Raw genomic sequence first — 25652 nt, 5'->3', positions numbered from 1 at the left:
GGGCTGTTTTTGGTTTGGTTGCTTTAATTCATAACACCGTGGATAACCCTATGAACTCTTTACACCGTAAACCGCTTCCCGGCAGCTCTCTTGATTATTTTGATACCCGCAGCGCCGTCGAAGCCTTGAGCACAGGTGCCTATGACAAACTGCCTTATACCGCTAAGGTGCTGGCAGAAAACCTAGTCAGGCGCTGCGAACCCGAATTACTTAACGATGCTTTGGGTCAGCTGATTGAACGCAAGCGCGATCTCGACTTTCCCTGGTATCCGGCGCGTGTGGTATGCCACGACATTCTCGGTCAGACTGCCTTAGTGGATCTGGCTGGTCTGCGTGATGCCATCGCAGAGAAGGGGGGCGATCCTGCCAAGGTGAACCCTGTGGTGCCGACTCAGTTAATTGTGGATCACTCGTTGGCGGTGGAGCATGCGGGCTTTGAAAAAGATGCCTTCGAAAAAAACCGCGCCATTGAAGATCGCCGCAACGAAGATAGATTCCATTTTATCAACTGGACCAAGACCGCCTTTAAAAACGTCGATGTGATCCAGCCCGGTAATGGCATCATGCATCAGATCAATCTGGAGAAGATGTCGCCTGTGATCCAGGCTCGTGACGGCGTGGCATTTCCAGATACTCTGGTGGGGACTGACAGCCATACGCCTCATGTGGATGCGCTGGGCGTTATCGCCATTGGTGTTGGCGGTCTGGAAGCCGAAAACGTCATGCTCGGGCGTCCTTCCTATATGCGTCTACCCGATATCGTCGGCGTGGAACTGACAGGTAAGCGTCAAAGCGGCATTACGGCGACAGATATCGTGCTGGCACTGACAGAGTTTTTACGCAAAGAGAAGGTGGTTTCGGCTTATCTCGAATTCTTTGGTGAAGGCGCCGCGGATCTGACTCTTGGGGATCGTGCCACTATCTCCAACATGACGCCGGAATTTGGCGCTTCGGCCGGTATGTTCTATATCGATCAGCAAACCATAGACTATCTCACCATCACAGGCCGTGACAGCGAGCAGGTCAAACTGGTGGAAAATTACGCCAAGACGACGGGTCTGTGGGCCGATAGTCTTAAAGACGCTGAGTATGAGCGTGTGCTGACCTTCGATCTCTCAAGCGTTGTGCGTAACATCGCCGGGCCGTCTAACCCGCACCGCCGGGTGGCCACCAGTGAGCTGGCCAGTCAAGGCATTGCCGGTGTGGTAGAGCAAGATGAGAAGCTGATGCCAGATGGCGCGGTGATCATCGCCGCCATCACCAGCTGTACTAATACCAGTAACCCAAGAAACGTGATTGCAGCGGGCCTCTTAGCCAAGAAGGCCAATGAACTTGGCTTAGTGCGTAAGCCTTGGGTGAAAACCTCTTTTGCGCCAGGCTCTAAGGTGGCTGAGCTTTATCTTAAAGATGCCGAACTCCTGCCTGAACTGGAACAGCTGGGCTTTGGTATCGTCGGTTTTGCCTGCACCACCTGTAACGGTATGAGTGGCGCTCTGGATCCTGTGATCCAACAAGAGGTGATCGACCGAGACCTATACGCTACGGCGGTACTGTCGGGCAACCGTAATTTCGATGGCCGTATTCATCCTTACGCTAAGCAGGCGTTTTTGGCCTCGCCACCACTTGTAGTGGCCTATGCTATCGCCGGTACCATCAGGTTTGATATCGAAAAAGATATCTTAGGCCATGATGACAAGGGTGAGCCTATCCGTCTTAAGGATATCTGGCCAAGTGATGAAGAGATCGATGCTATCGTGAAGGCGAGCGTGAAGCCTCAGCAGTTTAGGGATATTTATACCCCTATGTTCGACCTGGCGGTTGACTATGGCGAGCAGGTTAGCCCACTGTATGACTGGCGCCCACAGAGCACCTATATTCGTCGTCCCCCCTATTGGGAAGGCGCCTTGGCGGGTGAACGTACCCTCAAAGGCATGCGTCCGTTGGCGGTTCTTGGGGATAACATCACCACAGATCATCTGTCGCCTTCAAACGCTATTTTGGCCAGCAGCGCCGCTGGTGAATACCTGGCGAAGATGGGGCTGCCCGAGGTGGACTTTAACTCTTATGCGACTCACAGGGGCGATCATTTGACGGCCCAGCGTGCGACCTTTGCTAACCCTAAGTTGCTCAACGAGATGGCGCTGGTGGATGGTGAGGTCAAGCAAGGCTCACTGACCCGCCTCGAGCCAGAAGGTGAGGTGATGCGTATGTGGGAAGCCATCGAGACCTATATGGATCGTAAGCAGCCACTGATCATCATTGCTGGAGCCGACTATGGTCAGGGTTCTTCTCGCGACTGGGCAGCCAAAGGCGTAAGACTGGCAGGTGTTGAGGCGATTGTTGCCGAAGGTTTCGAGCGCATTCATCGCACCAACCTCGTTGGCATGGGCGTGCTACCGCTGGAGTTTAAGGCCGGTGAAAACCGTCACACTTACGGCATCGACGGTAGCGAAACTTTCGATGTATTAGGCGAGCCGACGCCGAGGGCTGATCTCACCTTAGTGATCACCCGTCAAAACGGTGAGCGTATCGAAGTGCCTGTCACTTGTCGCCTAGACACTGCCGATGAGGTGTTGGTCTATCAGGCGGGCGGCGTGTTGCAGCGCTTCGCGCAGGACTTCCTCGAAGCGAACGCTTAGGGCAGTTAATGGCGGGTAGGGCAAGTGCGTCTTACCCGCTTTTTAAAGGATAACCCAATGAAACAGATGAAAATTCCGGCTACCTATATGCGCGGCGGCACCAGCAAGGGTGTCTTTTTCGCGTTAAAGGATCTGCCTAAAAATGCCCAGGAGCCCGGACCGGCCCGTGACGCCTTACTGCTTCGCGTGATCGGCAGTCCAGATCCTTATGGTAAGCACACGGACGGCATGGGCGGCGCGACATCGAGCACCAGTAAGACTGTGATCCTTGCTAAGAGTGAGCGTAGTGATCATGACGTCGATTACCTTTTTGGTCAGGTGGCGATAGATAAGCCTTTTGTCGACTGGAGCGGTAACTGCGGTAACCTGACCGCGGCGGTTGGCGCCTTCGCGATCACTCAGGGCTTAGTGGATAGTGCCAAGGTGCCTAATAACGGTATCGCAGTAGTACGTATCTGGCAGGCAAATATTCACAAGACCATCATTGCCCATGTGCCTATGGTGGATGGCGAGGTGCAGGAACTGGGCGATTTTGAGCTCGATGGCGTTACGTTTCCTGCGGCAGAAGTGCTAGTGGAGTTTGTCGATCCCGCCGATGGCGAGGGCGACATGTTCCCTACAGGCAATCTGGTCGATACCTTAGTTGTGCCAGGTGAGCCAGTATTTGATGCGACTTTTATCAATGCTGGGATCCCGACCATTTTTTTAAAGGCGGAGCAGCTAGGTTACGAAGGCACAGAACTTCAAGAGGCGATCAATGGTGATGCAGCCGCGCTTGAGCGTTTTGAAACCATTCGTGCCCACGGCGCCTTGCAGATGGGGCTGATCCAGTCGCTCGATGAGGCGGTAACACGCCAGCATACGCCAAAAATAGCCTTCGTGGCACCAGCTAAGGGCTATATCTCCTCTAGCGGTAAGCAGATCGCGGCCGATGAGATAGACCTGCATGTGCGCGCCCTGTCCATGGGCAAACTGCATCATGCCATGATGGGAACCGCCGCGGTGGCCATTGGCACGGCAGCGGCTATTCCCGGCACTTTAGTGAATCTGGCAGCGGGTGGCGGCGAGCGCGAAAGCGTGCGTTTCGGCCATCCTTCTGGGACGCTTAAGGTGGGTGCCAAGGCCATAGAACAAGCTGGCCGTTGGCAGGTAGAAAAGGTGAGCATGAGTCGCAGCGCCCGAGTCTTGATGCAGGGATGGGTCTGTGTGCCTGAATCCCTAGGCTAAGCGCAACATGAGCTATAAAAAGGATGCAAGGCATCCTTTTTACTTTTATTCGCTCATGCTTAAGTATGAGCGCTGATGACTATGGGAAGTAAAATAGCCGAATGTTCCCATTAGTGAGAAAGCGAGTAAAAATAGTTCACTTATAATTCATATGCTTAGTTGAATTTATTTTCCGCTTTCTTCTTTACCCCATTTGGGCTAAATTACAGAGTGTTCCTACGCGCCATTCATGTAGGTTAGGTATTCGCTGACAGGGTAGATTGAAGTTGATTTCTGTATATTTAGTTGATGACCACGAGTTAGTAAGAACAGGAATCCGCCGCATCTTAGAAGATGAGCGCGGGATCAAGGTTGTCGGCGAAGCAGGGGATGGCGAGTCAGCGGTGCAGTGGTGTCGAAACAATGAGGCTGACGTGATCCTGATGGACATGAATATGCCGGGTATTGGGGGCCTCGAGGCGACGCGCAAAATCTTACGCTATCAGTCCCATGCTAAAATCATCGTCTTGACCATACATACCGAAGATCCTTTTCCTACCAAGGTAATGCAAGCGGGGGCGTCTGGTTATCTGACCAAGGGAGCCACACCGCCCGAGGTGATCCAGGCCATTCGTCAGGTGGCTCACGGGCAACGCTATCTATCTCCAGAGATCGCTCAGCAGATGGCGTTGAGTCAGTTTAATCAGTCGGAAGAAAATCCGTTTAAGTCGTTATCTGAACGCGAACTGCAGATCATGATGATGATCACCAGCGGCGAGCGGGTGAGTGATATCTCTGAGCAACTCAACTTGAGTCCAAAGACAGTTAATAGCTATCGCTATCGTTTGTTTGCTAAGTTGGGGATCAGTGGCGATGTGGAACTAACCCGACTGGCCATTCGCTACAAGATGTTAGATACAGGCCAATTTTAGTGTGTTAACCCCTGTGTTATGGCCTTGATGTGACAGATACTTTTAATGCGTCCCAATTTCTAAGAACCGTTTCCTCTTCAGCCGGCGTCTATCGCATGTATGACGCCCAAGGCGTCGTTATCTATGTGGGTAAAGCGAAAGATCTTAAGAAGCGACTGAGTTCCTATTTCAGGCGTAATTTGCCTAATGTGAAGACCCAGGCATTGGTGTCCCATATCGCCAATATCGATGTGACCCTGACGCCCAGTGAAACCGATGCACTGATCCTGGAAAACGATTACATCAAGCAGTATATGCCCAGATACAATGTGCTGCTGCGTGATGATAAGTCCTACCCCTATATCTTCTTAAGTGGCCACCGCCATCCTCGTCTGGCCTATCATCGTGGGCCTCAGCGAGAGAAGGGACTCTACTTCGGCCCCTATCCGAATGGCGGTGCGGTACGAGAGAGCCTGCATCTGATGCAGAAGCTATTCCCTATTCGTCAGTGTGACGATCTTTACTATAAAGCGCGTTCGCGTCCTTGCCTGCAATATCAGATAGCCCGCTGCAGCGCGCCCTGTGTGGGCAAGATTAGCGATGAAGATTATGCCGAGCAGGTTAAGTTGGCAATGCTATTTCTTCGCGGTAAGGATCAGCAGGTAATAGCGACTTTAGTGGCCAAGATGGAGCAGGCGGCGCAAGCGCTGCACTATGAGGAGGCGGCCCGCTTTCGCGATCAGATAAGTGCACTGCGCCGCGTGGCCGAGCAGCAGGAGGTGTCAAACGATTCGGGGGATATGGATGTCATTGGTGCCTATTACGCCTCGGGCATCGCCTGTTTTCATCTGCTGTTTATTCGGAACGGCAAGATCTTCGGTAGTCGCAGCTATTACCCGGCAGTACCTGATGAAACTGAAGTGAGTGAAGTGCTACGCGCCTTTATGTTGCAGTTTTACCTTAATCTGGATAGCCAGAGAACCCTGCCAAAAGAGATAATTGTCAGTCACGAGTTTGAGGATATCCATGAACTTGAGCAGGCGATCGAGCAGGCCTCAAACAGGCGACTGCTGATCAAGACCAAGGTGCGCAGCGAGCGTGCCAGCTTTTTGCGCATTGCCGATGCCAATGCCAAGAATGCAGTGGAAACCCGCCTGTCTCATCAAAATACCGTGGAAGAGCGTTTCTTGTTGCTAGAAGAGGCGCTTGAGCAGACTCAGGCTATTAGTCGCATGGAGTGTTTCGATATTAGTCATACCATGGGCGAGAGTACCGTGGCCTCTTGTGTGGTATTTAATCGAGAAGGGCCAAGCAAAGGTGAGTATCGTCGCTATAATATTTCTGGGATCACCCCAGGGGATGATTACGCTGCAATGAAGCAAGCGATCAGTCGCCGCTTCGATAAGATTGAGGCCGATGGCAAGATCCCTGATATTTTGTTTATCGATGGCGGTATGGGTCAGCTCAGGATCGCTCAGAAAGTGGTTAATGAAAAGTTTGCGCACTTGGACGTAGCTCCCACGCTGATAGGTGTCGCCAAGGGTGAGGGACGTAAACCAGGGCTTGAGACGCTCATCTATGGTGAAAATGAGATAGCCTTCCACCTGCCCGCAGATTCAGGGGCGCTGCATCTTATTCAACATATTCGCGACGAATCACATAGGTTTGCGATAACGGGTCATCGCAATAAACGCCAAAAGACGCGTAATACATCGACACTTGAAGCCATACCCGGTGTTGGACCAAAACGTCGCAAGGCCTTGTTGCAATACCTGGGGGGATTACAGCAAGTTAAAGGGGCCAGCGTAGCGCAATTGTCAAAAGTGCCGGGCATTAGCCTAGAAATGGCACAAACAATACATGATGCGTTGCGAGGGTGAGAAAATTAAGGCAAGATTGGCGCTGCTTTTAGATAATTGGTTTTCACATGCCGTTTAATGTACCGATAGCTCTCACGTTTTTTAGATTAATATTACTACCTGTTTTCGTAGTGCTTTTTTATGTGCCTTATTCTTGGTCACCCCTTGCGGCCGCTTTGGTGTTTTGGTTGGCTGCTGTGACTGATGCATTAGATGGCTATGCGGCTCGAAAATTAAAGCAATCGACCCGTTTTGGGGCCTTCCTCGATCCTGTAGCCGATAAGATCATGGTGACCACGGCGCTGGTGCTGCTCGTGGCTGAATATCAGAGTATCTGGTTAACCTTGCCTGCGCTGTTCATGATTGGTCGTGAGATAGTGATTTCTGCGCTAAGGGAATGGATGGCTGAAATAGGAAAAAGGGGCGCCGTTGCCGTCTCCTGGATCGGTAAATATAAGACGGCAGCCCAGATGATAGCTATCATAGGGCTTATTTGGCAGCCCAATCCCTTTTTGACTTATTTGGCATTTGCACTGTTTTATGTAGCGGCCGTGTTAACTTTCTGGTCGATGGTGAGTTATATCATGGCGGCTTGGTCTGATCTTACCGACGAATCGCACAATTAAAATGCAATGCGATCACTAAGTGTGCAAACGACAAATTAAGGTGAAATAGAGCGTTGACACTTGAGGGTAAATCGGTAGAATGCCAATCCGCAGTCAGGGGAAACAAGTTGTAAGACACTGACGCGAAATAAGATGAATAGGCGACATTAGCTCAGTTGGTAGAGCGATACCTTGCCAAGGTATAGGTCATCGGTTCGAACCCGATATGTCGCTCCAATCTTAGCCTAAGGCGCGATGGCAGAATGGCTATGCTGCGGATTGCAAATCCGTCGATCTCGGTTCGACTCCGGGTCGCGCCTCCACTTTATGTTTTAATGCAACTTTGCGATAAAACACACTTTGCCCGAGTGGTGGAATTGGTAGACACAAGGGATTTAAAATCCCTCGCTGGTAACAGCGTGCCGGTTCAAGTCCGGCCTCGGGTACCATCAATTGATGACAAAAAGGCCTCAACCTATGTTGAGGCCTTTTTGTTTGTTCTTATTCTATAAAAATCAATGTTCTATCTCATTTTATAACTTTAACCGATCGGCTTTTTACAACAAAGCTATACAATAGTTATCTGAGTCAGCTTAATAAGGATCATAAGCGAGATGCGTAAAGTAAGTGGGTTTACTCTGGTTGAATTAGTGGTGGTAATTGTCATTTTGGCGATTCTTGCTGTGGTTGCTGTGCCTAGATTTATTTCGGTCAGCCAGGATGCTCATGACAGTGCTGCTAAGGGAGCATTTGCCGCCTTTACTTCCGGTGTATCTCTTTATCACAGCTGTTGGGCCGCTTCGGGGGCCAGTGGTCATGTATTGGATCTGGCCTGTTTTGGGGACGGCACTCTAGACTCGACCACGACAGGCTATCCTTTAGGGCAGGCAACTCAGACCGGTGGAAACAATGGAACACAGTTGCAAGGGGATTTTTGCCGTCAACTTTGGCAAGGCTTACTCGATAATAACGAATACCAGTTAGCCTTACATGGTGATGCAGCTTTTGGCGGCAGTAACGATATTGTTTACTGGTATTCAGGCGGAAAGATCGATGAGAGTAACACCTATTGCTACTTTAATTATATTCGTGACAACCGGGCTAAAGGTAGTGAGAATTGGCAGCTAAGATATTACCCTGGCACGGGAAAAACCTTAATAACACGCTCGACTCTCAGTTAACCAGCATCTCAAAAATACAGTTATGAGTGCCCGATTTGTTTGGATCGGGTATTAGCTTATAAAAAATCCGTCTTTAGTCGGCTAGGTTGGCGTTAAATCTATGAGCCATAATTACCCAAGGAGGTCATTATGGTTGTTAGACTGCTTTGCATCTTGCTTTTATTAGGTTTGCCACCTCAAGCTTTTGCCGATGAGCGCCTTGCCGCGGCCAATGAATCACTGCTCAATCAGCTTGAGGTGATCACTTTGGCGAGTGGTAAAAGCCAGTTTTCAGCTTATCGTCAACAGCTAAGTGATGAGCAGCCATTATCTCCTGCACGTATTTATTCCATTGCCGAAGCTGTCTCTCAGTTCTGGCATCAACAAGGCATTGCTACAGGCATTCTGCCACTGACACAAAATGATCCCTATGCGGCGGTTATCGCCAGTGAGCCTCAAGTTCCTGACTATTTGATGTTAAGTAATCGAGTGCGCTATCTCTTATGGTTGGCTCAGCATCAGCCCTGGGGGATGATCTCTCCTCAAGGTTGGTTAAAACCCGGAGACACCCATGGAGCGATTAGTGAGATTAGAGGCCGTTTACAGGCGTTAGGCGACTATCCTCAAGGGGAGACTGGTTCGTACTTTTATGATGCATTACTCGAAGAGGCGGTACTGAGGTTTCAGGCGCGCCATGGCCTAAAGCAAGATGGCATCATAGGCCCGGCAACCTTGAGATGGCTAAATCGCGATCCCAAGGCGCGCGCGCAGCTGTTGGCGTATAATTTTATTCGTCGCGCCGAATTTCTGGCCAATCTTGGCGACCGTTATCTGCTGATCAATATACCCGCCTACGAGATGCTACTGGTGGATGACAACAGAGTGGCCTTGCGCTCTAAGGTGATTGTCGGCAAACCTTATCGTCAAACGCCTATTATCAGCGGTGAGATAAAAAACTTGGTGCTCAACCCCAGTTGGCGGGTTCCGCGAAGGCTGTTAACCCATGATCTTTTACCTAAGGTGCGTGAAGATGGCAGTTATATCACCAGTCGAAATTTTGAGGTGTTTGACTATCAGGGGGATCGGGTTACCAAGTCCGATGATGAATGGGCGGATATTGCCAAAGGTAAGTTTCCCTATCGCTTGGTGCAAAAGCCAGGTGTAGGGAATACCCTTGGACGTTATAAGTTTTTCTTTCCCAATGAGTACAGTGTTTATCTCCACGATACGTCAGACAAGGAGCTGTTCGCCCGCAGCGATAGGGCGCTGTCATCGGGTTGTATCAGGGTTGAGAAGGTTGAGCAACTGGCCAACTGGATGGCGTCTCATTTAGTGCGAGATAAACAGACCTGGGTACGGATGCAGATAGAGCGCGAAAAGACACAGTGGTTTGCTTTTGACTCGGGTTTGCCTATCCACCTTGTCTATTGGACCTCTTGGGTTGATGGAAACAACATCGCCCAATTTAGAGAAGATATATATAAAAAGAATCAGAATTTTAGCCTCGATCTACAAGCCTCAAAATAGCCGCTAACCCAGTGTTTATCTGGCCTACAGCAAAAACTAATACTTGATCTCCTTGGCAATAACGGGTAATTTGTCCGCTGTTTTGTTCAAAAAGTAATCGGTGGTGTTAATGTGACAATAGTTTGTCCTGCACGTAGGCAGTTGTTATTAGGCCTAGGTGGTGTAGCAATGTTTTCTATGGTGCCGTCTAAAGCACGAGCGAGTCGTTCGACTCAAGGTGTGAGGTCATTAGGGTTTTATAACCGGCATACTGGAGAGCGGGGGCAGGGAAGCTATTGGATAGATGGTGATTATCAAGCAAATACCTTAAGTGATTTTAATCATTTATTGCGCGATCATCGTCAAAATGAAGCCGCGCCGATGGATAAGCGCCTGTTTGACCTGTTGTTTTCGTTAAAGCAAACATTGCAGGTCGATGAGGACTTTCATGTGATCTCTGGCTATCGCTCGCCCAGGACCAATCAGATGTTGGCCAACAAAAGCTCAGGTGTGGCGAAGAAGAGTTATCACATGAAGGGAATGGCGATGGATATTGCATTGCCTGACGTGAACCTTAAGGATTTACGTGATGCAGCGGTTTCTCTGAAACTTGGCGGTGTCGGCTATTATCCAAGCTCTGGTTTCGTTCATGTCGATACAGGCCCAGTGCGGACCTGGTAGTTAAAAGGAGAGGCTAAACAACTTATGTTTGTTAAAGCCGATACTCTGTGCTAGTATTCGCTCGCTTTAAATGAGGTCACTGTTGGTCGAAAACGGTGACCACCTATATTACTATTTATTAAGTGAGTAAATTATGTCTTACACAATTACCGCACAAACCCGTACTGAAATAGGGAAAGGTTCGAGCCGCCGCCTACGTCATGCTGGTAAAGTTCCTGCTGTTATTTATGGTGCGGGCAAAGAAGCCGTTTCTATTGAATTCGAACACCGTTCAATCATCAACATTCAAGCGAATGATGATTTTTACAACAGCGACATCACTATCGTTCTAGACGGTAAAGAAGTTAAAGTTCGTGTTCAAGCTATGCAACGTCACGCGTTCAAGCCTATGATTGAGCACGTGGATTTCGTTTACGCTTAATCGCGTATTTGAAATTAAAAAAAGCGCCCGAGAGGCGCTTTTTTTATGTCTGTAGCAAGTCTATTCGTTCTCTTTTGGCTTTACGGGGCAGCTAGCGATAACAATAGGCTCCCCTAGTTCATTGATCTCTTCCAAGGTGACATTAAAGCCCCATAACCTGTGTAGGTGTTTTACGACCTCATGACTGCTCTCATGTAGCGGGATACGATTGATTGGAATATACCTTAAGACTAAGGAGCGATCGCCGGAAATAGCTACGCTTTGCACCTGAATATTAGGTTCGATGTTCGATAAATTATATTGTTGCGACAGTGCCTGACGTATCTCTTGATAGCCGATATCATCATGTATCGCCGAGATACTGAGGTAGTTTTTCTTGTCATCGTCTAAGATACTGAAAAACTTGAACTGACGTATGATGTTGGGTGACAGGTACTGGCTAATAAAGCTCTCATCTTTAAAGTTTTCCATGGCAAAGTGAAGCGTGTCTAGCCAGTTGCTGCCGGCGATCTCCGGAAACCAACGCTTATCCTCTTCGGTTGGCGATTCACAGATACGGCGTATGTCGACAAACATATTGAAGCCCAAGGCGTAGGGGTTGATGCCTGAGTAGTAGGGACTGTTATAGCTGGGCTGTGCAATCACGTTAGTGTGGTTTTTTAAAAACTCTATCATAAACCTGTCGGTGACCAGGCCATCATCGTAGAGGTGATTGAGTATGGTGTAGTGCCAGAAGGTCGCCCATCCCTCATTCATTACCTGAGTCTGTTTCTGGGGATAGAAATATTGTCCCATCTTACGTACGATACGGACGATCTCCCGTTGCCAGGGTTCGAGTAACGGTGCATTCTTCTCGATAAAATAAAGAATATTTTCCTGAGGTTCGGCTGGAAAGTTGGGCACATCCTTCTGCTTTTTGACATCAGGTGACAGCGGGATAGTGCGCCAGAGATCATTCACCTGACTTTGAAGATAGGCTTCACGCTCTTTTTGGCGAACCTTCTCTTCCTTCAGGGATATCTCGCTCGGACGCTTATAGCGGTCGACACCATAACTCATTAAGGCATGGCATGAGTCGAGAATGATTTCCACCTGTTCGGCGCCGTATCTTTCTTCACACTCCCTGACATAGTTCTTGGCAAAGACCAGATAATCTATGATGGAGCCGGCGTCAGTCCAGGTTTTAAATAGGTAGTTGTTCTTAAAAAAGCTGTTGTGACCGAAACTGGCGTGAGCCATGACCAGCGCCTGCATTGTGATGGTGTTTTCTTCCATTAGGTAGGCGATACAGGGATCGGAATTAATGACTATTTCGTAGGCTAACCCCATTTGGCCGCGTTTGTACCCCTGTTCAGTTTCGATGAATTTCTTTCCGAAAGACCAATGGGTATAGCCGATAGGCATACCTATGCCTGCATAGGCGTCCATCATCTGTTCTGCGGTGATCACCTCGATTTGATTCTTATAGGTATCGAGTCGATAGTGGGCCGCCACGCGTTCAATTTCGGTGAGGTAAGATTCCAGCAATTCGAACGTCCAATCTGGACCGTCATCTAATACAGTGCGCTTTTTTGAACTCATAAGGCCCCCTAAACAGCTTGTTTCTTAAACAGTTCTCTAAATACAGGGTAAATGTCTTCTGCCTGTTTGATGTGTTGAACTGCAATATTATCGTGAGTCTTTTGTAGTCCTTCATATTCGCGCCATAAGGTTTGATGGGCGCGATTAGTGATCTCTATATAGCTAAAATAGCGCACCACGGGCAGTAACTTCTTGTCTAGCAGTTGTCGGCAGGTTGGTGAGTCGTCCGCCCAATTGTCGCCGTCTGATGCCTGAGCCGCATAGATGTTCCATTCGCTTTCAGGGTAACGCTCTTGCTGGATCTCATGCATGAGTTTTAGCGCGCTGGAGACTATAGTGCCGCCGGTTTCCTGAGAGTAGAAAAACTCGTGCTCGTCTACTTCTTTGGCTTGGGTATGATGTCTGATATAGACCACCTCCAAATTTTTATAGGTACGGGTAAGAAACAGATAGAGCAAGATATAGAAGCGTTTAGCCATATCTTTGGTGGCTTGATCCATGGATCCTGAAACATCCATGAGGCAGAACATGACTGCCTGGCTTGAGGGAACCTCGCGCTTGGCAAAATTGTTGTAACGCAGGTCAAAGGTATCGATAAAGGGCACCTTGGCGATCTTGGCTTCCAGTTCTGCTATTTGCTCTTTCAGCGCGATGATCTTTTCTGCCTGGGATCCCGGTGTTTGCTCCAGTAATTCAAGTTCGGCTTTCAACTCAGCCAGCAGGGCTTTTTTCGACGAGGACATGGCGATACGTCGAGCCAAAGACGAGCGTAGCGAGCGCACTATGTTGATGTTTGCGGGAACCCCATCATTGGTAAAACCTGCGCGATAGGTTTGATACTCCACCAGTTTATTGAGTCGATTGCGTTGTAGATTTGGCAGTTCAAGATCTTCAAAAAGCAGTTCCAAATATTCATCTTTCGAGATTTGAAATACGAAATCGTCCTGACCTTCACCAGAATCTGAAGCATCTCCCTGACCGCTGCCTTGCCCACCACCTTGGGGAGGGCGTTCCACTTTATCACCACGGGAGAATTGATCGTTTCCAGGATGCACGCGCTCACGCATCCCCCCTTGGCCTTGATGGAACGAAGGTTCGCTAATGTCCTTGGTCGGAATGCTGATCTTCTCGCCTTTATCTATGTCGGTGACACTGCGGCGAGTAACGGCATCGCTGACGGCCTTTTTGATCTGCTGCTTATATCGGTTAATGAATCGTTGACGATTGACTGTACTCTTTCCCTTAGTATTCAATCTTCTGTCTATAAAATTAGCCATGCGCACCTCCCAAGACTAGCGGGGAGCAAGCTCCCCGTTTACGGGTGATCAAGATGATTTACGAACCCGTAGATACCACTCAGACAAGAGTCTTACCTGTTTCTTGGTGTAGCCTTTCTCCATCATACGGTTAACGAAGTCATCGTGTTTACGCTGATCATCTGTAGATGTCTTGGTATTGAAGGAGATGACAGGGAGAAGATCTTCGGTATTAGAGAACATCTTCTTCTCGATGACGGTGCGCAGCTTCTCATAGCTGGTCCAAAGTGGGTTGGACCCTTCATTGTTAGCTCTCGCCCGCAGCACGAAATTGACTATCTCATTTCTGAAGTCTTTAGGGTTGCTGATCCCGGCAGGCTTCTCGATCTTTTCCAGCTCGGCATTTAGGGCCGCGCGGTCGAACAGTTGGCCGGTTTCAGGGTCTCGGTACTCCTGATCTTGGATCCAGAAGTCGGCATAGGTGACATAGCGGTCGAAAATATTCTGACCATATTCAGAGTAAGATTCTAAGTAGGCGGTTTGGATCTCCTTACCGATAAATTCAATATATTTAGGTGTCAGATAACCTTTGAGAAACTCCAGATAGCGCTCGGCAGTTTCCGGCGGGAACTGCTCTTGTTCAATCTGCCGTTCCAGCACATAGAAGAGATGCACAGGGTTAGCGGCGATTTCACTGTGATCGAAGTTAAACACTTTAGAGAGGATCTTAAAGGCAAATCGGGTGGACAGCCCCTGCATTCCCTCATCGACACCGGCGTAGTCTCGATACTCCTGATAGGATTTCGCCTTAGGATCGGTATCTTTGAGGCTCTCGCCATCATAGACGCGCATCTTAGAGTAAATCGATGAGTTTTCTGGTGCCTTGATGCGCGACAACACGCTGAACTGTGCCAGAGTTTCTAGTGTGTAAGGGGCACAGGGCGCCTGGGATAGCTCTGAGTTGGTTAGCAGTTTCTCATAGATCTGGATCTCTTCAGAGACCCTGAGACAGTATGGCACCTTGACGATATAGACACGATCAAGGAAGGCTTCGTTAGTCTTATTGTTTCTAAATGTGGTCCATTCCGACTCGTTGGAGTGAGCCAAAATAATGCCGTTAAAGGGGAGGGCGGATAAACCTTCGGTACCGTTATAGTTACCTTCTTGGGTGGCCGTGAGTAGCGGGTGTAGCACCTTAATGGGCGCCTTAAACATCTCGACAAACTCCATCAAACCTTGGTTAGCGCGGCAAAGGGCGCCAGAATAGGAGTAGGCGTCAGCATCATGCTGGGCGAAGTGTTCTAGTTGGCGAATATCGACTTTACCGACCAAGGAGGAGATATCCTGATTGTTTTCATCACCAGGCTCTGTCTTGGCGATACCTATCTGATCCAGAATGGCTGGGAAGACTTTAACCACCTTGAATTTGGAGATGTCTCCGCCAAACTCATGCAGACGCTTAACTGCCCAAGGGGACATGATGGTCTTCAGGTAACGCTCAGGAATATTATATTCGCTCTTAAGTAACTCGCCATCTTCCTCGGGATTAAACAGGCAAAACGGATGGTCATTGACTGGGCTACGTTGACCGTTGGCACTGAGGACATAGATGGGCACCTTTTGCATCAGGAACTTTAGCTTCTCAGCCAAAGAGGATTTACCACCACCTACAGGCCCAAGCAGGTAGAGGATCTGTTTGGACTCTTCCAACCCCTGAGCAGAATGCTTGAGGTAGGCGACTATCTGCTCGATAGAGTCTTCCATGCCATAGAAATCTTTAAAGGCAGGGTAGCGGGAGATTAGCCGATTAGAGAAGATGCGGCTTAATACCGGATCTTTGGATGTGTCTACTACCTCTGGTTCGCCGATCGCGGTTAATAAGCGCTCGGCAGCCGAGGCGTAAGCGATCCTGTCTTCTTTACAGATAGACAGAAACTCTTGCAGTGAATACTCTTCGTCTAGTTTTTTTTCATAGCGCTGTTGGTAATGCTCGAAAATGCCCATGTTCCACCCCCTGAAAAGCCAACGATATGTCTTTAGGGACAACTGAAAATCAGTGACCTACTACTTATAATAGTCGCAATATGAGATCTGGGTATCAAAAAAGTACAATAAAAACAATGACAAATCGTTGCAAATGCAATTGTTGCAACTGTAGTGAGCAGGTGACAGTGGATTGCTAACGATAACAAGGCTTAGTCATAAGGCATGAAGAGTGCTTGAGGGAGCTTTAGTGAAACCGGGTTAGACCGATAGATAAAATCCCATAAAAAAAGGAGCCTAAGGCTCCTTAATTAAGGTAGTTAATGAGGATTAACCAGCGAAGTTGCTGTTTACGAAATCCCAGTTAACCAGGTTCCAGAACGCTGCCATGTAGTCTGGACGAACGTTACGGTAATCGATGTAGTAGGCATGTTCCCATACGTCTACAGTCAGCAGAGGTGTAACGCCTTCTTCTGTCAGAGGCGTTGCAGCATTGCTGGTGTTCACGATTGCAACGCTACCGTCAGCCTTCTTAACTAACCAAGTCCAAGCGCTACCGAAGTTATTAACAGCTGCGTCAGTGAACTGAGCCTTGAATGCATCGAATGAACCGAAAGCGGCATCGATTGCAGCAGCGATATCGCCAGTGGCTGCGCCGCCGCCATTAGGTGACAGACAGTTCCAGTAGAAAGTGTGGTTCCAGATTTGAGCTGCATTGTTGAAGATGCCGCCAGTAGAAGTCTTGATGATCTCTTCTAGGCTCTTCTCGGCAAGTTCAGTGCCTTCAACAAGACCATTTAGTTTCACTACATAGGTGTTGTGATGCTTACCATAGTGGTACTCGATGGTTTCTTGGGAAATATGGGGCTCGAGTGCGTTCTTCGCATAAGGCAGTGCTGGTAATTCAAAAGCCATGTTTTTTCTCCATTGACATTCAATTGTCTTTTTAGGTTTGCTCACAAGGGCACATTCTACCTGATAAAATTGTGATGTGAATCATTGTTTGGTTGATTTTTTAGATTAATTCAATCGGCAATCTAACTTAACCAATATCCCTGAAAAAAGTAGGTTTTTGTTATGATAGAACCTAGCGTACAATAGGCTAAATTTGTTGACGTAGCTTTGCTGCAAAATTTAGGAAAGAAGATGGACACAAACGAAACTGTAGAAAAAATCAAACAGCAAATCGCTGAAAATCCTATCATTCTCTACATGAAAGGTTCTCCTAAGCTACCTAGCTGCGGATTTTCTTCACAAGTGGCGCAGATCATGATCAACTGCGGTGCACAATTTGCCTATGTTGATATTTTGCAGCATCCAGATATCCGTGCCGAGCTGCCTAAGTATGCTAACTGGCCAACTTTCCCACAGCTGTGGGTTGAAGGCGAGCTGATTGGCGGTTGTGATATCCTGACTGAAATGTATCAAAAGGGTGAGTTACAAACCTTGATCGCCGATACCGCCGCGAAATACGCGAGCGAAGAAGGCGAAGCTTAATCAGCCTCAGGCCTAACCAAGCGATAGATAAAAGCCCTTCCAAGAAGGGCTTTTTTTGTGTCTAAAGCAAAAGGTTAGGCAACTTCTTGTTTTGGCTTACTCTGAGGAAGCAGGAGGTTCATGGTAATGGCCACAATCCCGCAAAGGCTGATACCTGTTAGGCTGAATGAACCAATACCAAATGCCATGCCACCAATGCCAAAGACCAGAGTGACACCAACGATGCAAAGGTTTCTTGGCTCGCTGAGATCAACATGATTTTTGATCAAGGAGTTCAGACCAACTGCGGCGATTGAACCAAACAGCAAACACATGATCCCACCCATCACAGGAACTGGAATGGTTTGCATCAGGGCACCAAGCTTACCAATAAAGGCCAGTAAGATGGCGGTAATCGCGGTCCAGGTCATGATCACAGGATTAAAGGATTTCGTCAGGGTAACGGCGCCAGTCACTTCAGAGTAGGTGGTGTTTGGCGGTCCACCTAAGGCTGATGCAGCGATAGTCGCAATGCCGTCACCGCTTAGGGTACGGTGCAGACCGGGCTTTTTCATGTAGTCTTTGCCTGTCACGTTAGATATGGCCAGAATATCGCCGATGTGCTCTACCGCTGGAGCAATAGCGACCGGGATCATGAAGGCGATCGCGTGCCAGTTAAATTCGGGGGCAACAAAGTTAGGCATGGCCAACCAACTTGCCTGGGCAACTGGAGAGAAGTCCACCACTCCGAAGAAGAGGCTTAGGCCGTAACCGACTATGATTCCAGCTAAAATTGGCATGAGTTTGACTATGCCTTTAGCAAAGATTGCCACGGCGATTGTGGTCAGCAGTGATGCTAAAGAGATGATTAGGGCATGTTCTGGATCCACCAAAACCAGCGAGCCGTCACCACTCTTTCCTAAGGCCATGTTAACGGCTACGGGGGCCAGACCCAGACCGATAACTATGATCACCGGGCCTACAACTACAGGGGGCAACAGGCGCTTAATAAAGCTGTCACCTCTTAATTTCACCAGACTGGCTAATATCAAATAGACACAGCCTGCCGCCATTAATCCGCCCATAGTGGCTGGAATCCCCCAGGTTTGTACGCCGTAGAGGATAGGAGCGATAAAGGCGAACGAGGAGGCAAGGAAGATGGGGATTTGACGCTTTGTGACCAGTTGAAATAGCAGAGTACCTATACCTGCGGTAAACAGGGCAACATTGGTGTCGAGTCCGGTAAGAAGCGGCATCAATACCAGTGCGCCAAAGGCGACAAATAGCATTTGTGCGCCCTGTAGGGGAATTGCTAAACGTTTCATTGTTATTCTCTTTTTAGGCTAAACCGTTCAATGTTATCGTTTTGCTAAGATGTTTGCACATATCTTGATCACATTCTGCGGCGAGCCTTTGCCAAAGAGACAAAAAAAGCCTTTTTGACCCTTATCGAACACAGGCATGGCTTAGGCTTATGTGTTACACTCCCGCCATTGTGTTCGTCAATAGAATAGATACGGATGTTTAAGAGTCTTATTTCTGTCGTGATCTTTGCCCTTGTGTGTGCATCGAGTCTGAAGGCGTCTGCGGTTGAAGTGGCCGAGCTCGACAAGAGTGCGGTTAAGGTTGCCGATCGCAGCCAGCAAGAGAAAAATCAAGCCTTAAAACAGGCGATGCAAGATGTGGTATTGAAGAATACCGGTAATAGAGAGGCCCTCGACGCCCCCCTGGTTCAACAAGCTATTGCCGAGCCTACCGCCTATATACGTCAATTTGGTTATCAAGAACGGGAAGGCCAGCAATATCTGCAGGCATCGTTTGATCATACCAAGATCATCAATCTGTTAAGGCAAGCCCAGCTCCCAGTATGGGGTAAGCAGCGTCCGCTGACCTTGCTTTGGTTGGCACAAGAAAATGACGGTCAGCGTGAACTGTTAAATGACTCCTCCCTGTCAGAAAACCGCGCCTCGATAGCCGATTTTTCTCAGGCTCGAGGTTTACCTATGATGCTGCCTATTATGGATCTGGACGATTCAATGGCCATTAGTGTAAATGATGTCAGAGGCATGTTTGCCGATCAGGTCGCTAAGGCTAGTCAGCGTTATCACAGCGATTATTTTGCGATGGTCTCTCTTGATAGCACTCCAGACGGTCAGTTCAGTTATAACTTAACCTTATATCCGGCCAGTAGCGAACAGCCTCTGTTCAATCCATTGGTCACTCAAACGGCTCAAGTGGCCGATGTCGATGCCGCGTTAAGTGCTATCTTTGAGGCCATTAGCCAGTATTATGTTGAGCGTTATGCCATTGCCGATAGCGGTGAGGCTAACACTACACAGGTGACTTTTATCGACATTACTGACCGCCAGCAGTTGCTGGATATTGAAAGCTATCTGCGCCAGCTCAGTGCTGTGAAGTCTGTTTCCCTGACTCGTTTGCAAGGGATCACCGCGGAGTTTTCATTGCAACTTTTTGGTAGTGAGGAAGATCTTTATCGTCTCATTAGCCTAGAGCCAAGGATCCATAGCCAGGATAAGTTGAATGCTGAGCCAATGTTAGATCCGTTATCATCGTCACAGACTCCGCCTCAGGAGTATATCTGGCAAGGCCGTTAATGTAAGCTGGGCGGCCATTGTTTGCTTGCCCATGCATAGTACTAATTACATCGAGATTGAGAATACGTGTCACCCCATTCACCGTTACAGCTATCTTTACCTGTTTATCTGCCCGACGATGAAACCTTTAACAGTTATTATCCGGCGGCAGGTAATGACGAGCTAATCCAGAGCCTGCAGGGGTGTGCCGAAGGGAGCGCCAATAATGCGGTATACCTCTGGGGACCGGTTAAGTCGGGCCGCACCCATTTAATGCATGCTACCTGTGCCAGAGCCAATGAGCTTAATCGCAACAGTTTCTATCTGCCGTTGGGGATACATGCCAGTATCTCTACAGAGCTTTTAGAAGGCTTGGAGCAGGTGGATCTTGTCTGTATTGACGATATCGATGCCATTGCCGGCCATCCGCTGTGGGAAGAAGCCCTATTTGATTTGTATAACCGAGTCGCAGAGCAGAAGAGTTGCGCCCTAGTGGTCAGCGCCAGCGCCTCTGCTAGTGAGAGCGGTTTTGCCTTGCCAGATCTGGTATCGCGCATGCAGTGGGGGCTCACCTATCAACTGCAACCTATGGCTGATGAAGAGAAATTGGCTGCCTTGCAAAGGCGTGCCGCGATGAGAGGCCTGCAGTTACCAGAAGATGTGGGGCGCTTTTTGCTGAACCGCTTAGCCAGAGATCTACGCACCCTGTTTGATGTACTCGACCGCTTGGATAAAGCCTCTTTAGTTCATCAGCGTAAGTTAACCATTCCCTTTGTTAAAGAGATGCTTAGGTTATAACTGCAGTAGTAAAAAGCTGCTGTTCATCAGGCATAAGAAAGGCACCCTAAGGTGCCTTTTTGCTGTCTGTGTTACTGTCTTATTCGCTATCTGCTATTTTTGACGTTTCTTAAGGCCCAAGCCTAACTCGCGGCCACGAATACGGGCGTAGAAGGGCAGAGTGACCATCAGCAGGCTCAGGAGCAGTACCTCTACCACGGCAAACAAACGGGCGGTCTCAGTGACATAGAGCAAGGTTAAGCCATGCAGCATATAGAGGCAGATGATAAAGCTGGCCCAGGCATAGGTATATGGCTTGCCGGTTAAGATCCCCTTAAGCGGTGCTAACAGTGGCAAGATCCACAGTAGGCTAAAGATTAAGGAGTATTGTCCGGTGAGGCCCTGGTTGCCAAACCAAGCGATCATAAGTAAAAGCAGTGCAACATAAGCGGCGCGGCTGATCTGAAACAGTGTCTTTGAACTCATATCAGGTGGCACCTATAGGATCGCCAGCACGCTTTCAGGCGGTCTGCCGATGGCCGCTTTGTCATTGGCCAGTACGATAGGACGTTCAATCAGCTTAGGGGTATCGACCATGGCTTGGATAAGCGCCTCGTCCTCTTCGACTGTAGCCAGGTTTTGAGCTTTGTATTCCTCTTCTTTGGTACGCATCAATTCCCGTGGAGATATCGCTAACTTATCCAAGATGCTGCGGATCTCAACCTTAGTCAGGGGGGTTTTTAGGTATTCGATGACTTGGATGTCGCAGCCTTGTTCTTCGAGTAGTGCCAGGGTTTGACGGCTTTTTGAACAACGAGGGTTATGAATAATGCTTACTTGCGTCATGACTGTTCGGTCCGTTAGAGAAATTTGCCGATATTCTACTTGAAAAGGTGAGCCGAGTCACAGGGAGTTGGCTCACCCTCCTGGGCTAAAGTAGATCAAGTGCCTTCTTGGACTGTTTAAATTGGCGAATTCTGGCCTCAATTTTTGCCAATTGCAGCGGGTTTTGTTCGGATAAACGATAGGCAAAGTTGAGTTGATCGATCGCGCCGTCGTAGTCGGCGGCCAAGGCCATAGACTCGGCTTTGACAAAATGTTCCATGGCGCGATTACCCGTTTGCTTATAAGCATCACTGAGCAGTAGCAGTGGCAACTGATTTTGTTTGTCGAGGAAGATCATATCCTCCAGCAAGGGGATAGCCTTGCGAGCTTGATTCGCTTCAATCAGTGCATTGGCCAGGTTGATATTAATCACCTGCGAAGTGGGTTTTAACTTGCGTTCCTGAGTTAATAGATCAATCGCTTGCTGGTGCTGCTCCCTTTCAAGTAGCAGATCTGTCTTGGTATCGATATAGAAAAGATTGTGAGGGTCGTTAGTCAGAAGCTCATCAATGATCTTCTCAGACTCCTCGGCCTTATCGGCGCGAAGTAAGGCGAGGGCGAGGCCATATTGCGCCGCCTCTTTAAACTGATAGCTGTTCTTCCTCAATTGCCCCTTAAACAAGGCAAGTGCGGCCTCTTCACTGTAGCTGGAGAAGCGCACCTGAATACGGGCCTTGGCGAGTTGGAAGTCCAGATTATCGGCGATGTATCTGTGGGGATACTGGGCGGCACGGTTTCTGGCTTCGGCGATACGAGACTCGGGGAGAGGGTGAGTCAATAACATTTGAGGTGGTTTAGTGGTAAAGCGGTATCGGGTAGCGAGTTTGGCAAAGAAATCTGACGCACCGTTAGGATCGAAACCGGCATCTACCAAGATCTGCATGCCAATGCGGTCGGCTTCTTTTTCATGCAGACGGGTATAGTTAATTTGCGCTTGGGTTGCCAAGGCTTGAGTGGTGGCCATGGCGGCCATACCGACTTGAGGTGCGGCGATAGTGAGCAGTATCGCCCCTAATAAACCCGCAATGGTGGCGGGTGAACTTTTCTGCTGCGCCTCTATCGATCGCGCTAAGTGCCTTTGAGTAACGTGGGTGATTTCGTGTCCCAATACCGAAGCTAGTTGGCTTTCGTTGTCGGCATTGAGAAATAGTCCCGTATGTACGCCAACATGTCCACCGAAGAAGGCGAAGGCGTTGATCTCATCATTACGCAGCATGAAAAAATAGAAGGGGGTCTTCACCCCTGTGGCGTGAGCCACCAGTCTGTTACCCAGTTCGGTGAGATATTGATTTAATACAGGATCGTTTAGCATGGGCGCCGAGGAGCGGATCACCCGCATATAAGCGTCACCATAACTGCTCTCTTTTTCCAAACTGAAGGTATTAACCGCTGCCGTGCCAAGATCTGGGAGGTCATTGTTGGCAAAACCTAAGGGCGGGTTAAAAAACAGTGCCATTGACAGTGCACCGGCAACCAGGGATTTTGCTTTGTTTACTTTACTCAAACTTATCCTTAGCGGTTAATATGTAACTTACTTTGATTATTGGAGCCCAAAGCCACTAATTAGTTCAGCTTGCTGGCAAAATCTGACACTAGCGAGTCAGTACAGCATGTCGAGATTGTTAGCTTGTGGTTTCACTGGAGACTTAGGATAATAGCGCGAGTTTGCCTTTAGCAAGATCATTATGACTTTTATTGACTTAACCCACTACCGATGTCCCTTAGCCTTAGTTAAGCTAAAGATGGCGTTGAAACAGTTGCCAGATGAAGGTGAACTCAAGGTTTCCTTGGCTGATGCAGGCTCACGGCAAGATGTGCCCAGGTATCTGGTGAAGGCCCAGTGGCAATTTGCCGAGATACAAAATGATGCACAAGCTTTAGTGTTATCTATCAAGAAAGGCGCCTAATCTCATTTGGATGATAGGCATGAATGTAAGTTAAACCGTTTTTTATGGCGTCATTTAACAACAGAGGCTAGATAAGGCTCTGTTTGCAGTGGTTTCTAATTAGGAAGTGTAGATGTTTTCGATAATTACCAATTGGTATAAAGAGCGATTTAGCGATCCCCAGGCAGTGACCTTAGTACTTATTTTGCTAGGGATCGCCTTGACCATCTATTTTGCGGGGGGCTTATTGGCGCCGCTGCTAGTGGCATTAGTGTTGGCTTTTTTGCTTGAGTGGCCCGTGGCACAAATGGTGAGAATAGGAATAAACCGCACGACGGGAGCCTCTTTGGTATTGGTGCTGTTTGTGGGAGTGATGTTGCTTATTACCTTCGGGCTGGTGCCTAGTATCTGGAAGCAGGGGGTCGCCTTGGTGACAGACCTGCCCACCATGCTGGATAAAGGTTTTATTACACTCAAAGGTTTTGTCGAGCGCTACCCACAGTTTTTAAGTGTAGAACAGCTTGATGCCTCGGTTGGTGAGATAAAAAAGCTGCTTGATACCCAACATATTTTTGATCTGGGCAAACAACTCCTCGGCTACTCAGCCTCTCTGTTGGTGCTTATGGTGTACGCGATTCTAGTGCCGCTATTGGTGTTTTTCTTCTTAAAAGATAAAGATGAGCTGATAAAAGGCAGTAAGCGCTTTATTCCTTCCAATCGTCAATTGGCTCGTAAGGTATGGGTGGAGATGAATCAGCAGATCTTTAACTATATTCGCGGCAAGGTGATTGAGATAGTGATCATCGGCGCGGCCAGTTATATCTTCTTTGCGGTGATGGACCTGCGTTATGCAGCCCTGCTTGGTGTGTTAACGGGATTTTCTGTACTTATCCCTTATGTGGGCGCGACCTTGGTAACTCTGCCTATTGCGCTGGTGGCCTTTTTTCAGTGGGGATTGAGTCCTGAGTTTGGTTACCTGATGTTGGGGTATGGCATCATTCAGGCGCTTGATGGCAACCTCTTAGTGCCTATCCTCTTCTCCGATGCGGTGGATCTGCACCCTGTGTTTATTATCGCTGCGGTATTGATATTTGGTGGTCTTTGGGGCGTATGGGGCGTCTTTTTTGCGATTCCGCTCGCCTCCTTGGTAAAGGCAGTGGTCAATGCCTGGCCTAAGGTCGATAAAGGTGACCAGAATACTGAGCAGACCGCCAGTTAGTCGCCGATTGACTTGACCTAAGAGGGAGCCAGTTGGCTCCCTTTTTGTATCTTAGGTTCCCTTTTACTTTAAGGCTTGTTTAGCGGTAGCCGCTAAGGCGCGATAGACGAGCGTGGTTTGTTTGGCCTTGATGTTCCAGTGCTGCCAGAAAAGGGGCACGCTCATGGCGCAATTTGGCGCTATGACTTTCAGAGCCCCGCTTTTTAGCAAAGGCTCAGCCTGCAGGTGACCGACCAAACCATAACCCATGCCTTGTATGATGGCCTCAAGAAAACTCTCAGATGAGGGAATTTGATGTTCGCGCCACTGCTCTGGCTCGATGGCGAAAAATTCGCCGAGAAACTTCTCATGTAACTTGTCTTTAGTGGAAAACACCACCGCCGGTGCCTGTCGCAGACTCTGTGGGGTCACGCCATCGGCAAAGTAACGCTGGATAAACGCTTGGGTGGCAACACATTGATACTCCATTTGTCCCAGGTATTCGCTGGAGCAGCCCGCTAGCGGTGCCTCTGTAGTGGTGACACAGCCTACGGCTTCACCGCTTTTAAGCAAGTGATGGGTATAGGATTCGTCGTCGACGATCAACTCTAACAACCAACGGTGGCGCTTAAACAGTTCGGCAATGGCGGGTAGAAACCAGGTGGCCAGGCTATCGGCATTTACGGCTATCTTAACCACTGTGGGCAGGGACGGATCGTCGGCATCTATCTCGGCGCTAAGCTCACTCTCAAGCAGACTCACCTGAGCATAGTGGCGCAGCAGACGTTTACCCATGGGGGTTGCCTGCACCGGATTACTGCGGATCAGCAAGGTTTGTCCCACACGCTCTTCCAGAGCCTTGATTCGTTGTGATACCGCAGATTGGGTAATGAAGAGTACCTTGGCGGCGCGTTCGAATCCCCCTTCGGTGATCACCACACTCAGGGCTTTTAAATGAGCATAATCCAGCATAAATGATCTCAATAGGTTTAATAAGCGTGGCTAATGATACATTAAAATTATTAGCT

The 25652-nt window shown here is 48.7% G+C and carries 23 protein-coding genes and 3 tRNA genes; 17 read left to right on the top strand and 9 right to left on the bottom strand.

Going from position 1 to position 25652, the window contains the following annotated elements:
* Positions 1–50: 50 nt before the first annotated feature.
* The 12 genes from acnD (at position 51) to rplY (ending at position 10988) form a co-directional block, all read left to right on the top strand.
* A complete protein-coding gene (acnD, locus tag CFF01_RS10265) occupies positions 51–2639 on the top strand; it encodes a Fe/S-dependent 2-methylisocitrate dehydratase AcnD (RefSeq protein WP_198387034.1) in 2589 nt (862 codons plus the stop codon).
* Positions 2640–2696: 57 nt separating this feature from the next.
* The gene (gene prpF / locus CFF01_RS10260) at positions 2697–3866 is read left to right on the top strand and encodes a 2-methylaconitate cis-trans isomerase PrpF (RefSeq protein ID WP_088904729.1); all 1170 of its coding nucleotides are present in this window, start codon (positions 2697–2699) and stop codon (positions 3864–3866) included.
* A gap of 266 nt (positions 3867–4132) precedes the next feature.
* The gene (gene uvrY, locus CFF01_RS10255; protein ID WP_033538448.1) at positions 4133–4777 is read left to right on the top strand and encodes a UvrY/SirA/GacA family response regulator transcription factor; all 645 of its coding nucleotides are present in this window, start codon (positions 4133–4135) and stop codon (positions 4775–4777) included.
* Between the two features lie 29 nt (positions 4778–4806).
* Entirely contained in the window at positions 4807–6636 is a 1830-nt protein-coding gene (gene uvrC, locus CFF01_RS10250) for an excinuclease ABC subunit UvrC (RefSeq protein ID WP_088904728.1), read from the top strand.
* Positions 6637–6683: 47 nt separating this feature from the next.
* Positions 6684–7241 (top strand): CDP-diacylglycerol--glycerol-3-phosphate 3-phosphatidyltransferase, encoded by a 558-nt coding sequence (gene pgsA, locus CFF01_RS10245; protein ID WP_033538351.1) that lies wholly within the window; start codon positions 6684–6686, stop codon positions 7239–7241.
* 140 nt (positions 7242–7381) lie between these two features.
* Positions 7382–7457 (top strand) — tRNA-Gly (locus CFF01_RS10240).
* Between the two features lie 12 nt (positions 7458–7469).
* Positions 7470–7543, top strand: a tRNA-Cys gene (locus tag CFF01_RS10235).
* Between the two features lie 39 nt (positions 7544–7582).
* Positions 7583–7669, top strand: a tRNA-Leu gene (locus CFF01_RS10230).
* 165 nt (positions 7670–7834) lie between these two features.
* Positions 7835–8401, top strand: coding sequence for a prepilin-type N-terminal cleavage/methylation domain-containing protein (locus CFF01_RS10225; protein ID WP_081953777.1), 567 nt, complete (start codon positions 7835–7837; stop codon positions 8399–8401).
* 129 nt (positions 8402–8530) lie between these two features.
* Positions 8531–9907, top strand: coding sequence for a L,D-transpeptidase family protein (locus CFF01_RS10220; protein WP_088904727.1), 1377 nt, complete (start codon positions 8531–8533; stop codon positions 9905–9907).
* Positions 9908–10018: 111 nt separating this feature from the next.
* Positions 10019–10567, top strand: coding sequence for a DUF882 domain-containing protein (locus CFF01_RS10215; protein ID WP_088904726.1), 549 nt, complete (start codon positions 10019–10021; stop codon positions 10565–10567).
* 133 nt (positions 10568–10700) lie between these two features.
* A complete protein-coding gene (rplY, locus tag CFF01_RS10210) occupies positions 10701–10988 on the top strand; it encodes a 50S ribosomal protein L25 (protein ID WP_033538355.1) in 288 nt (95 codons plus the stop codon).
* A gap of 60 nt (positions 10989–11048) precedes the next feature.
* On the opposite strand, the gene CFF01_RS10205 is transcribed toward rplY, so the two are convergent.
* The 4 genes from CFF01_RS10205 to sodB all read right to left on the bottom strand — a co-directional run bounded on the left by CFF01_RS10205 (position 11049) and on the right by sodB (position 16723).
* A complete protein-coding gene (locus CFF01_RS10205) occupies positions 11049–12569 on the bottom strand; it encodes a SpoVR family protein (RefSeq protein WP_088904725.1) in 1521 nt (506 codons plus the stop codon).
* 8 nt (positions 12570–12577) lie between these two features.
* On the bottom strand, positions 12578–13846 hold the full coding sequence (locus CFF01_RS10200; protein WP_033538357.1) for a YeaH/YhbH family protein: 1269 nt from the start codon (positions 13844–13846) through the stop codon (positions 12578–12580).
* Positions 13847–13894: 48 nt separating this feature from the next.
* Positions 13895–15829: a PrkA family serine protein kinase gene (locus CFF01_RS10195; protein ID WP_088904724.1), complete on the bottom strand. Its 1935-nt coding sequence runs from the start codon at positions 15827–15829 to the stop codon at positions 13895–13897.
* A 309-nt stretch (positions 15830–16138) separates the two neighbouring features.
* Positions 16139–16723 carry a superoxide dismutase [Fe] gene (gene sodB / locus CFF01_RS10190; protein ID WP_088904723.1) on the bottom strand — a complete coding sequence of 195 codons (585 nt, stop codon included), beginning with the start codon at positions 16721–16723 and terminating at the stop codon, positions 16139–16141.
* A 231-nt stretch (positions 16724–16954) separates the two neighbouring features.
* Between sodB and CFF01_RS10185 the strand changes: the two genes are divergently transcribed.
* The gene (locus tag CFF01_RS10185) at positions 16955–17305 is read left to right on the top strand and encodes a Grx4 family monothiol glutaredoxin (protein WP_033538360.1); all 351 of its coding nucleotides are present in this window, start codon (positions 16955–16957) and stop codon (positions 17303–17305) included.
* A gap of 74 nt (positions 17306–17379) precedes the next feature.
* On the opposite strand, the gene CFF01_RS10180 is transcribed toward CFF01_RS10185, so the two are convergent.
* Positions 17380–18609 carry a uracil-xanthine permease family protein gene (locus CFF01_RS10180; RefSeq protein ID WP_088904722.1) on the bottom strand — a complete coding sequence of 410 codons (1230 nt, stop codon included), beginning with the start codon at positions 18607–18609 and terminating at the stop codon, positions 17380–17382.
* Positions 18610–18804: 195 nt separating this feature from the next.
* Here CFF01_RS10180 and CFF01_RS10175 point away from each other — a divergent pair, with 195 nt between their 5' ends.
* Together CFF01_RS10175 and hda are read left to right on the top strand one after the other, a co-directional pair.
* Entirely contained in the window at positions 18805–19899 is a 1095-nt protein-coding gene (locus CFF01_RS10175; RefSeq protein WP_088904721.1) for a DUF2066 domain-containing protein, read from the top strand.
* A 66-nt stretch (positions 19900–19965) separates the two neighbouring features.
* Positions 19966–20676: a DnaA inactivator Hda gene (gene hda / locus CFF01_RS10170; RefSeq protein ID WP_088904720.1), complete on the top strand. Its 711-nt coding sequence runs from the start codon at positions 19966–19968 to the stop codon at positions 20674–20676.
* 93 nt (positions 20677–20769) lie between these two features.
* Here the strand turns inward: hda and CFF01_RS10165 are convergent, their stop codons facing one another.
* The 3 genes from CFF01_RS10165 to bepA form a co-directional block, all read right to left on the bottom strand.
* Positions 20770–21141: a DUF2069 domain-containing protein gene (locus tag CFF01_RS10165; protein ID WP_033538364.1), complete on the bottom strand. Its 372-nt coding sequence runs from the start codon at positions 21139–21141 to the stop codon at positions 20770–20772.
* 12 nt (positions 21142–21153) lie between these two features.
* On the bottom strand, positions 21154–21501 hold the full coding sequence (arsC, locus tag CFF01_RS10160) for an arsenate reductase (glutaredoxin) (RefSeq protein WP_033538365.1): 348 nt from the start codon (positions 21499–21501) through the stop codon (positions 21154–21156).
* Positions 21502–21586: 85 nt separating this feature from the next.
* On the bottom strand, positions 21587–23044 hold the full coding sequence (gene bepA, locus CFF01_RS10155) for a beta-barrel assembly-enhancing protease (protein ID WP_088904719.1): 1458 nt from the start codon (positions 23042–23044) through the stop codon (positions 21587–21589).
* Positions 23045–23225: 181 nt separating this feature from the next.
* On the opposite strand from bepA, the gene CFF01_RS10150 reads away from it, so the two are divergent.
* Complete coding sequence (locus CFF01_RS10150; RefSeq protein ID WP_033538367.1) at positions 23226–23447, top strand: sulfurtransferase TusA family protein; 222 nt, start codon at positions 23226–23228, stop codon at positions 23445–23447.
* Positions 23448–23559: 112 nt separating this feature from the next.
* On the top strand, positions 23560–24645 hold the full coding sequence (locus CFF01_RS10145; protein WP_088904718.1) for an AI-2E family transporter: 1086 nt from the start codon (positions 23560–23562) through the stop codon (positions 24643–24645).
* Positions 24646–24708: 63 nt separating this feature from the next.
* Here CFF01_RS10145 and CFF01_RS10140 read toward each other — a convergent pair whose 3' ends face one another.
* The gene (locus CFF01_RS10140; protein WP_088904717.1) at positions 24709–25596 is read right to left on the bottom strand and encodes a LysR family transcriptional regulator ArgP; all 888 of its coding nucleotides are present in this window, start codon (positions 25594–25596) and stop codon (positions 24709–24711) included.
* Positions 25597–25652 lie beyond the last annotated feature (56 nt).

Origin of the sequence: Shewanella marisflavi (assembly GCF_002215585.1) — a bacterium.
GTDB lineage: Bacteria > Pseudomonadota > Gammaproteobacteria > Enterobacterales > Shewanellaceae > Shewanella > Shewanella marisflavi.
The sequence above is the reverse complement of the archived record's forward strand: the minus strand, read 5'-3'. Positions and strand labels throughout refer to the sequence as shown.

Bases quoted from the DNA above. Each gene is read 5' to 3' on its own strand.
- acnD (WP_198387034.1), top strand. From the start codon at position 51: ATGAACTCTTTACACCGTAAACCGCTTCCCGGCAGCTCTCTTGATTAT.
- prpF (WP_088904729.1), top strand. From the start codon at position 2,697: ATGAAACAGATGAAAATTCCGGCTACCTATATGCGCGGCGGCACCAGC.
- pgsA (WP_033538351.1), top strand. From the start codon at position 6,684: ATGCCGTTTAATGTACCGATAGCTCTCACGTTTTTTAGATTAATATTA.
- CFF01_RS10225 (WP_081953777.1), top strand. From the start codon at position 7,835: ATGCGTAAAGTAAGTGGGTTTACTCTGGTTGAATTAGTGGTGGTAATT.
- CFF01_RS10220 (WP_088904727.1), top strand. From the start codon at position 8,531: ATGGTTGTTAGACTGCTTTGCATCTTGCTTTTATTAGGTTTGCCACCT.
- rplY (WP_033538355.1), top strand. From the start codon at position 10,701: ATGTCTTACACAATTACCGCACAAACCCGTACTGAAATAGGGAAAGGT.
- CFF01_RS10205 (WP_088904725.1), bottom strand. From the start codon at position 12,569: ATGAGTTCAAAAAAGCGCACTGTATTAGATGACGGTCCAGATTGGACG.
- CFF01_RS10200 (WP_033538357.1), bottom strand. From the start codon at position 13,846: ATGGCTAATTTTATAGACAGAAGATTGAATACTAAGGGAAAGAGTACA.
- CFF01_RS10195 (WP_088904724.1), bottom strand. From the start codon at position 15,829: ATGGGCATTTTCGAGCATTACCAACAGCGCTATGAAAAAAAACTAGAC.
- sodB (WP_088904723.1), bottom strand. From the start codon at position 16,723: ATGGCTTTTGAATTACCAGCACTGCCTTATGCGAAGAACGCACTCGAG.
- CFF01_RS10185 (WP_033538360.1), top strand. From the start codon at position 16,955: ATGGACACAAACGAAACTGTAGAAAAAATCAAACAGCAAATCGCTGAA.
- CFF01_RS10180 (WP_088904722.1), bottom strand. From the start codon at position 18,609: ATGAAACGTTTAGCAATTCCCCTACAGGGCGCACAAATGCTATTTGTC.
- CFF01_RS10175 (WP_088904721.1), top strand. From the start codon at position 18,805: ATGTTTAAGAGTCTTATTTCTGTCGTGATCTTTGCCCTTGTGTGTGCA.
- CFF01_RS10165 (WP_033538364.1), bottom strand. From the start codon at position 21,141: ATGAGTTCAAAGACACTGTTTCAGATCAGCCGCGCCGCTTATGTTGCA.
- arsC (WP_033538365.1), bottom strand. From the start codon at position 21,501: ATGACGCAAGTAAGCATTATTCATAACCCTCGTTGTTCAAAAAGCCGT.
- CFF01_RS10150 (WP_033538367.1), top strand. From the start codon at position 23,226: ATGACTTTTATTGACTTAACCCACTACCGATGTCCCTTAGCCTTAGTT.
- CFF01_RS10145 (WP_088904718.1), top strand. From the start codon at position 23,560: ATGTTTTCGATAATTACCAATTGGTATAAAGAGCGATTTAGCGATCCC.
- CFF01_RS10140 (WP_088904717.1), bottom strand. From the start codon at position 25,596: ATGCTGGATTATGCTCATTTAAAAGCCCTGAGTGTGGTGATCACCGAA.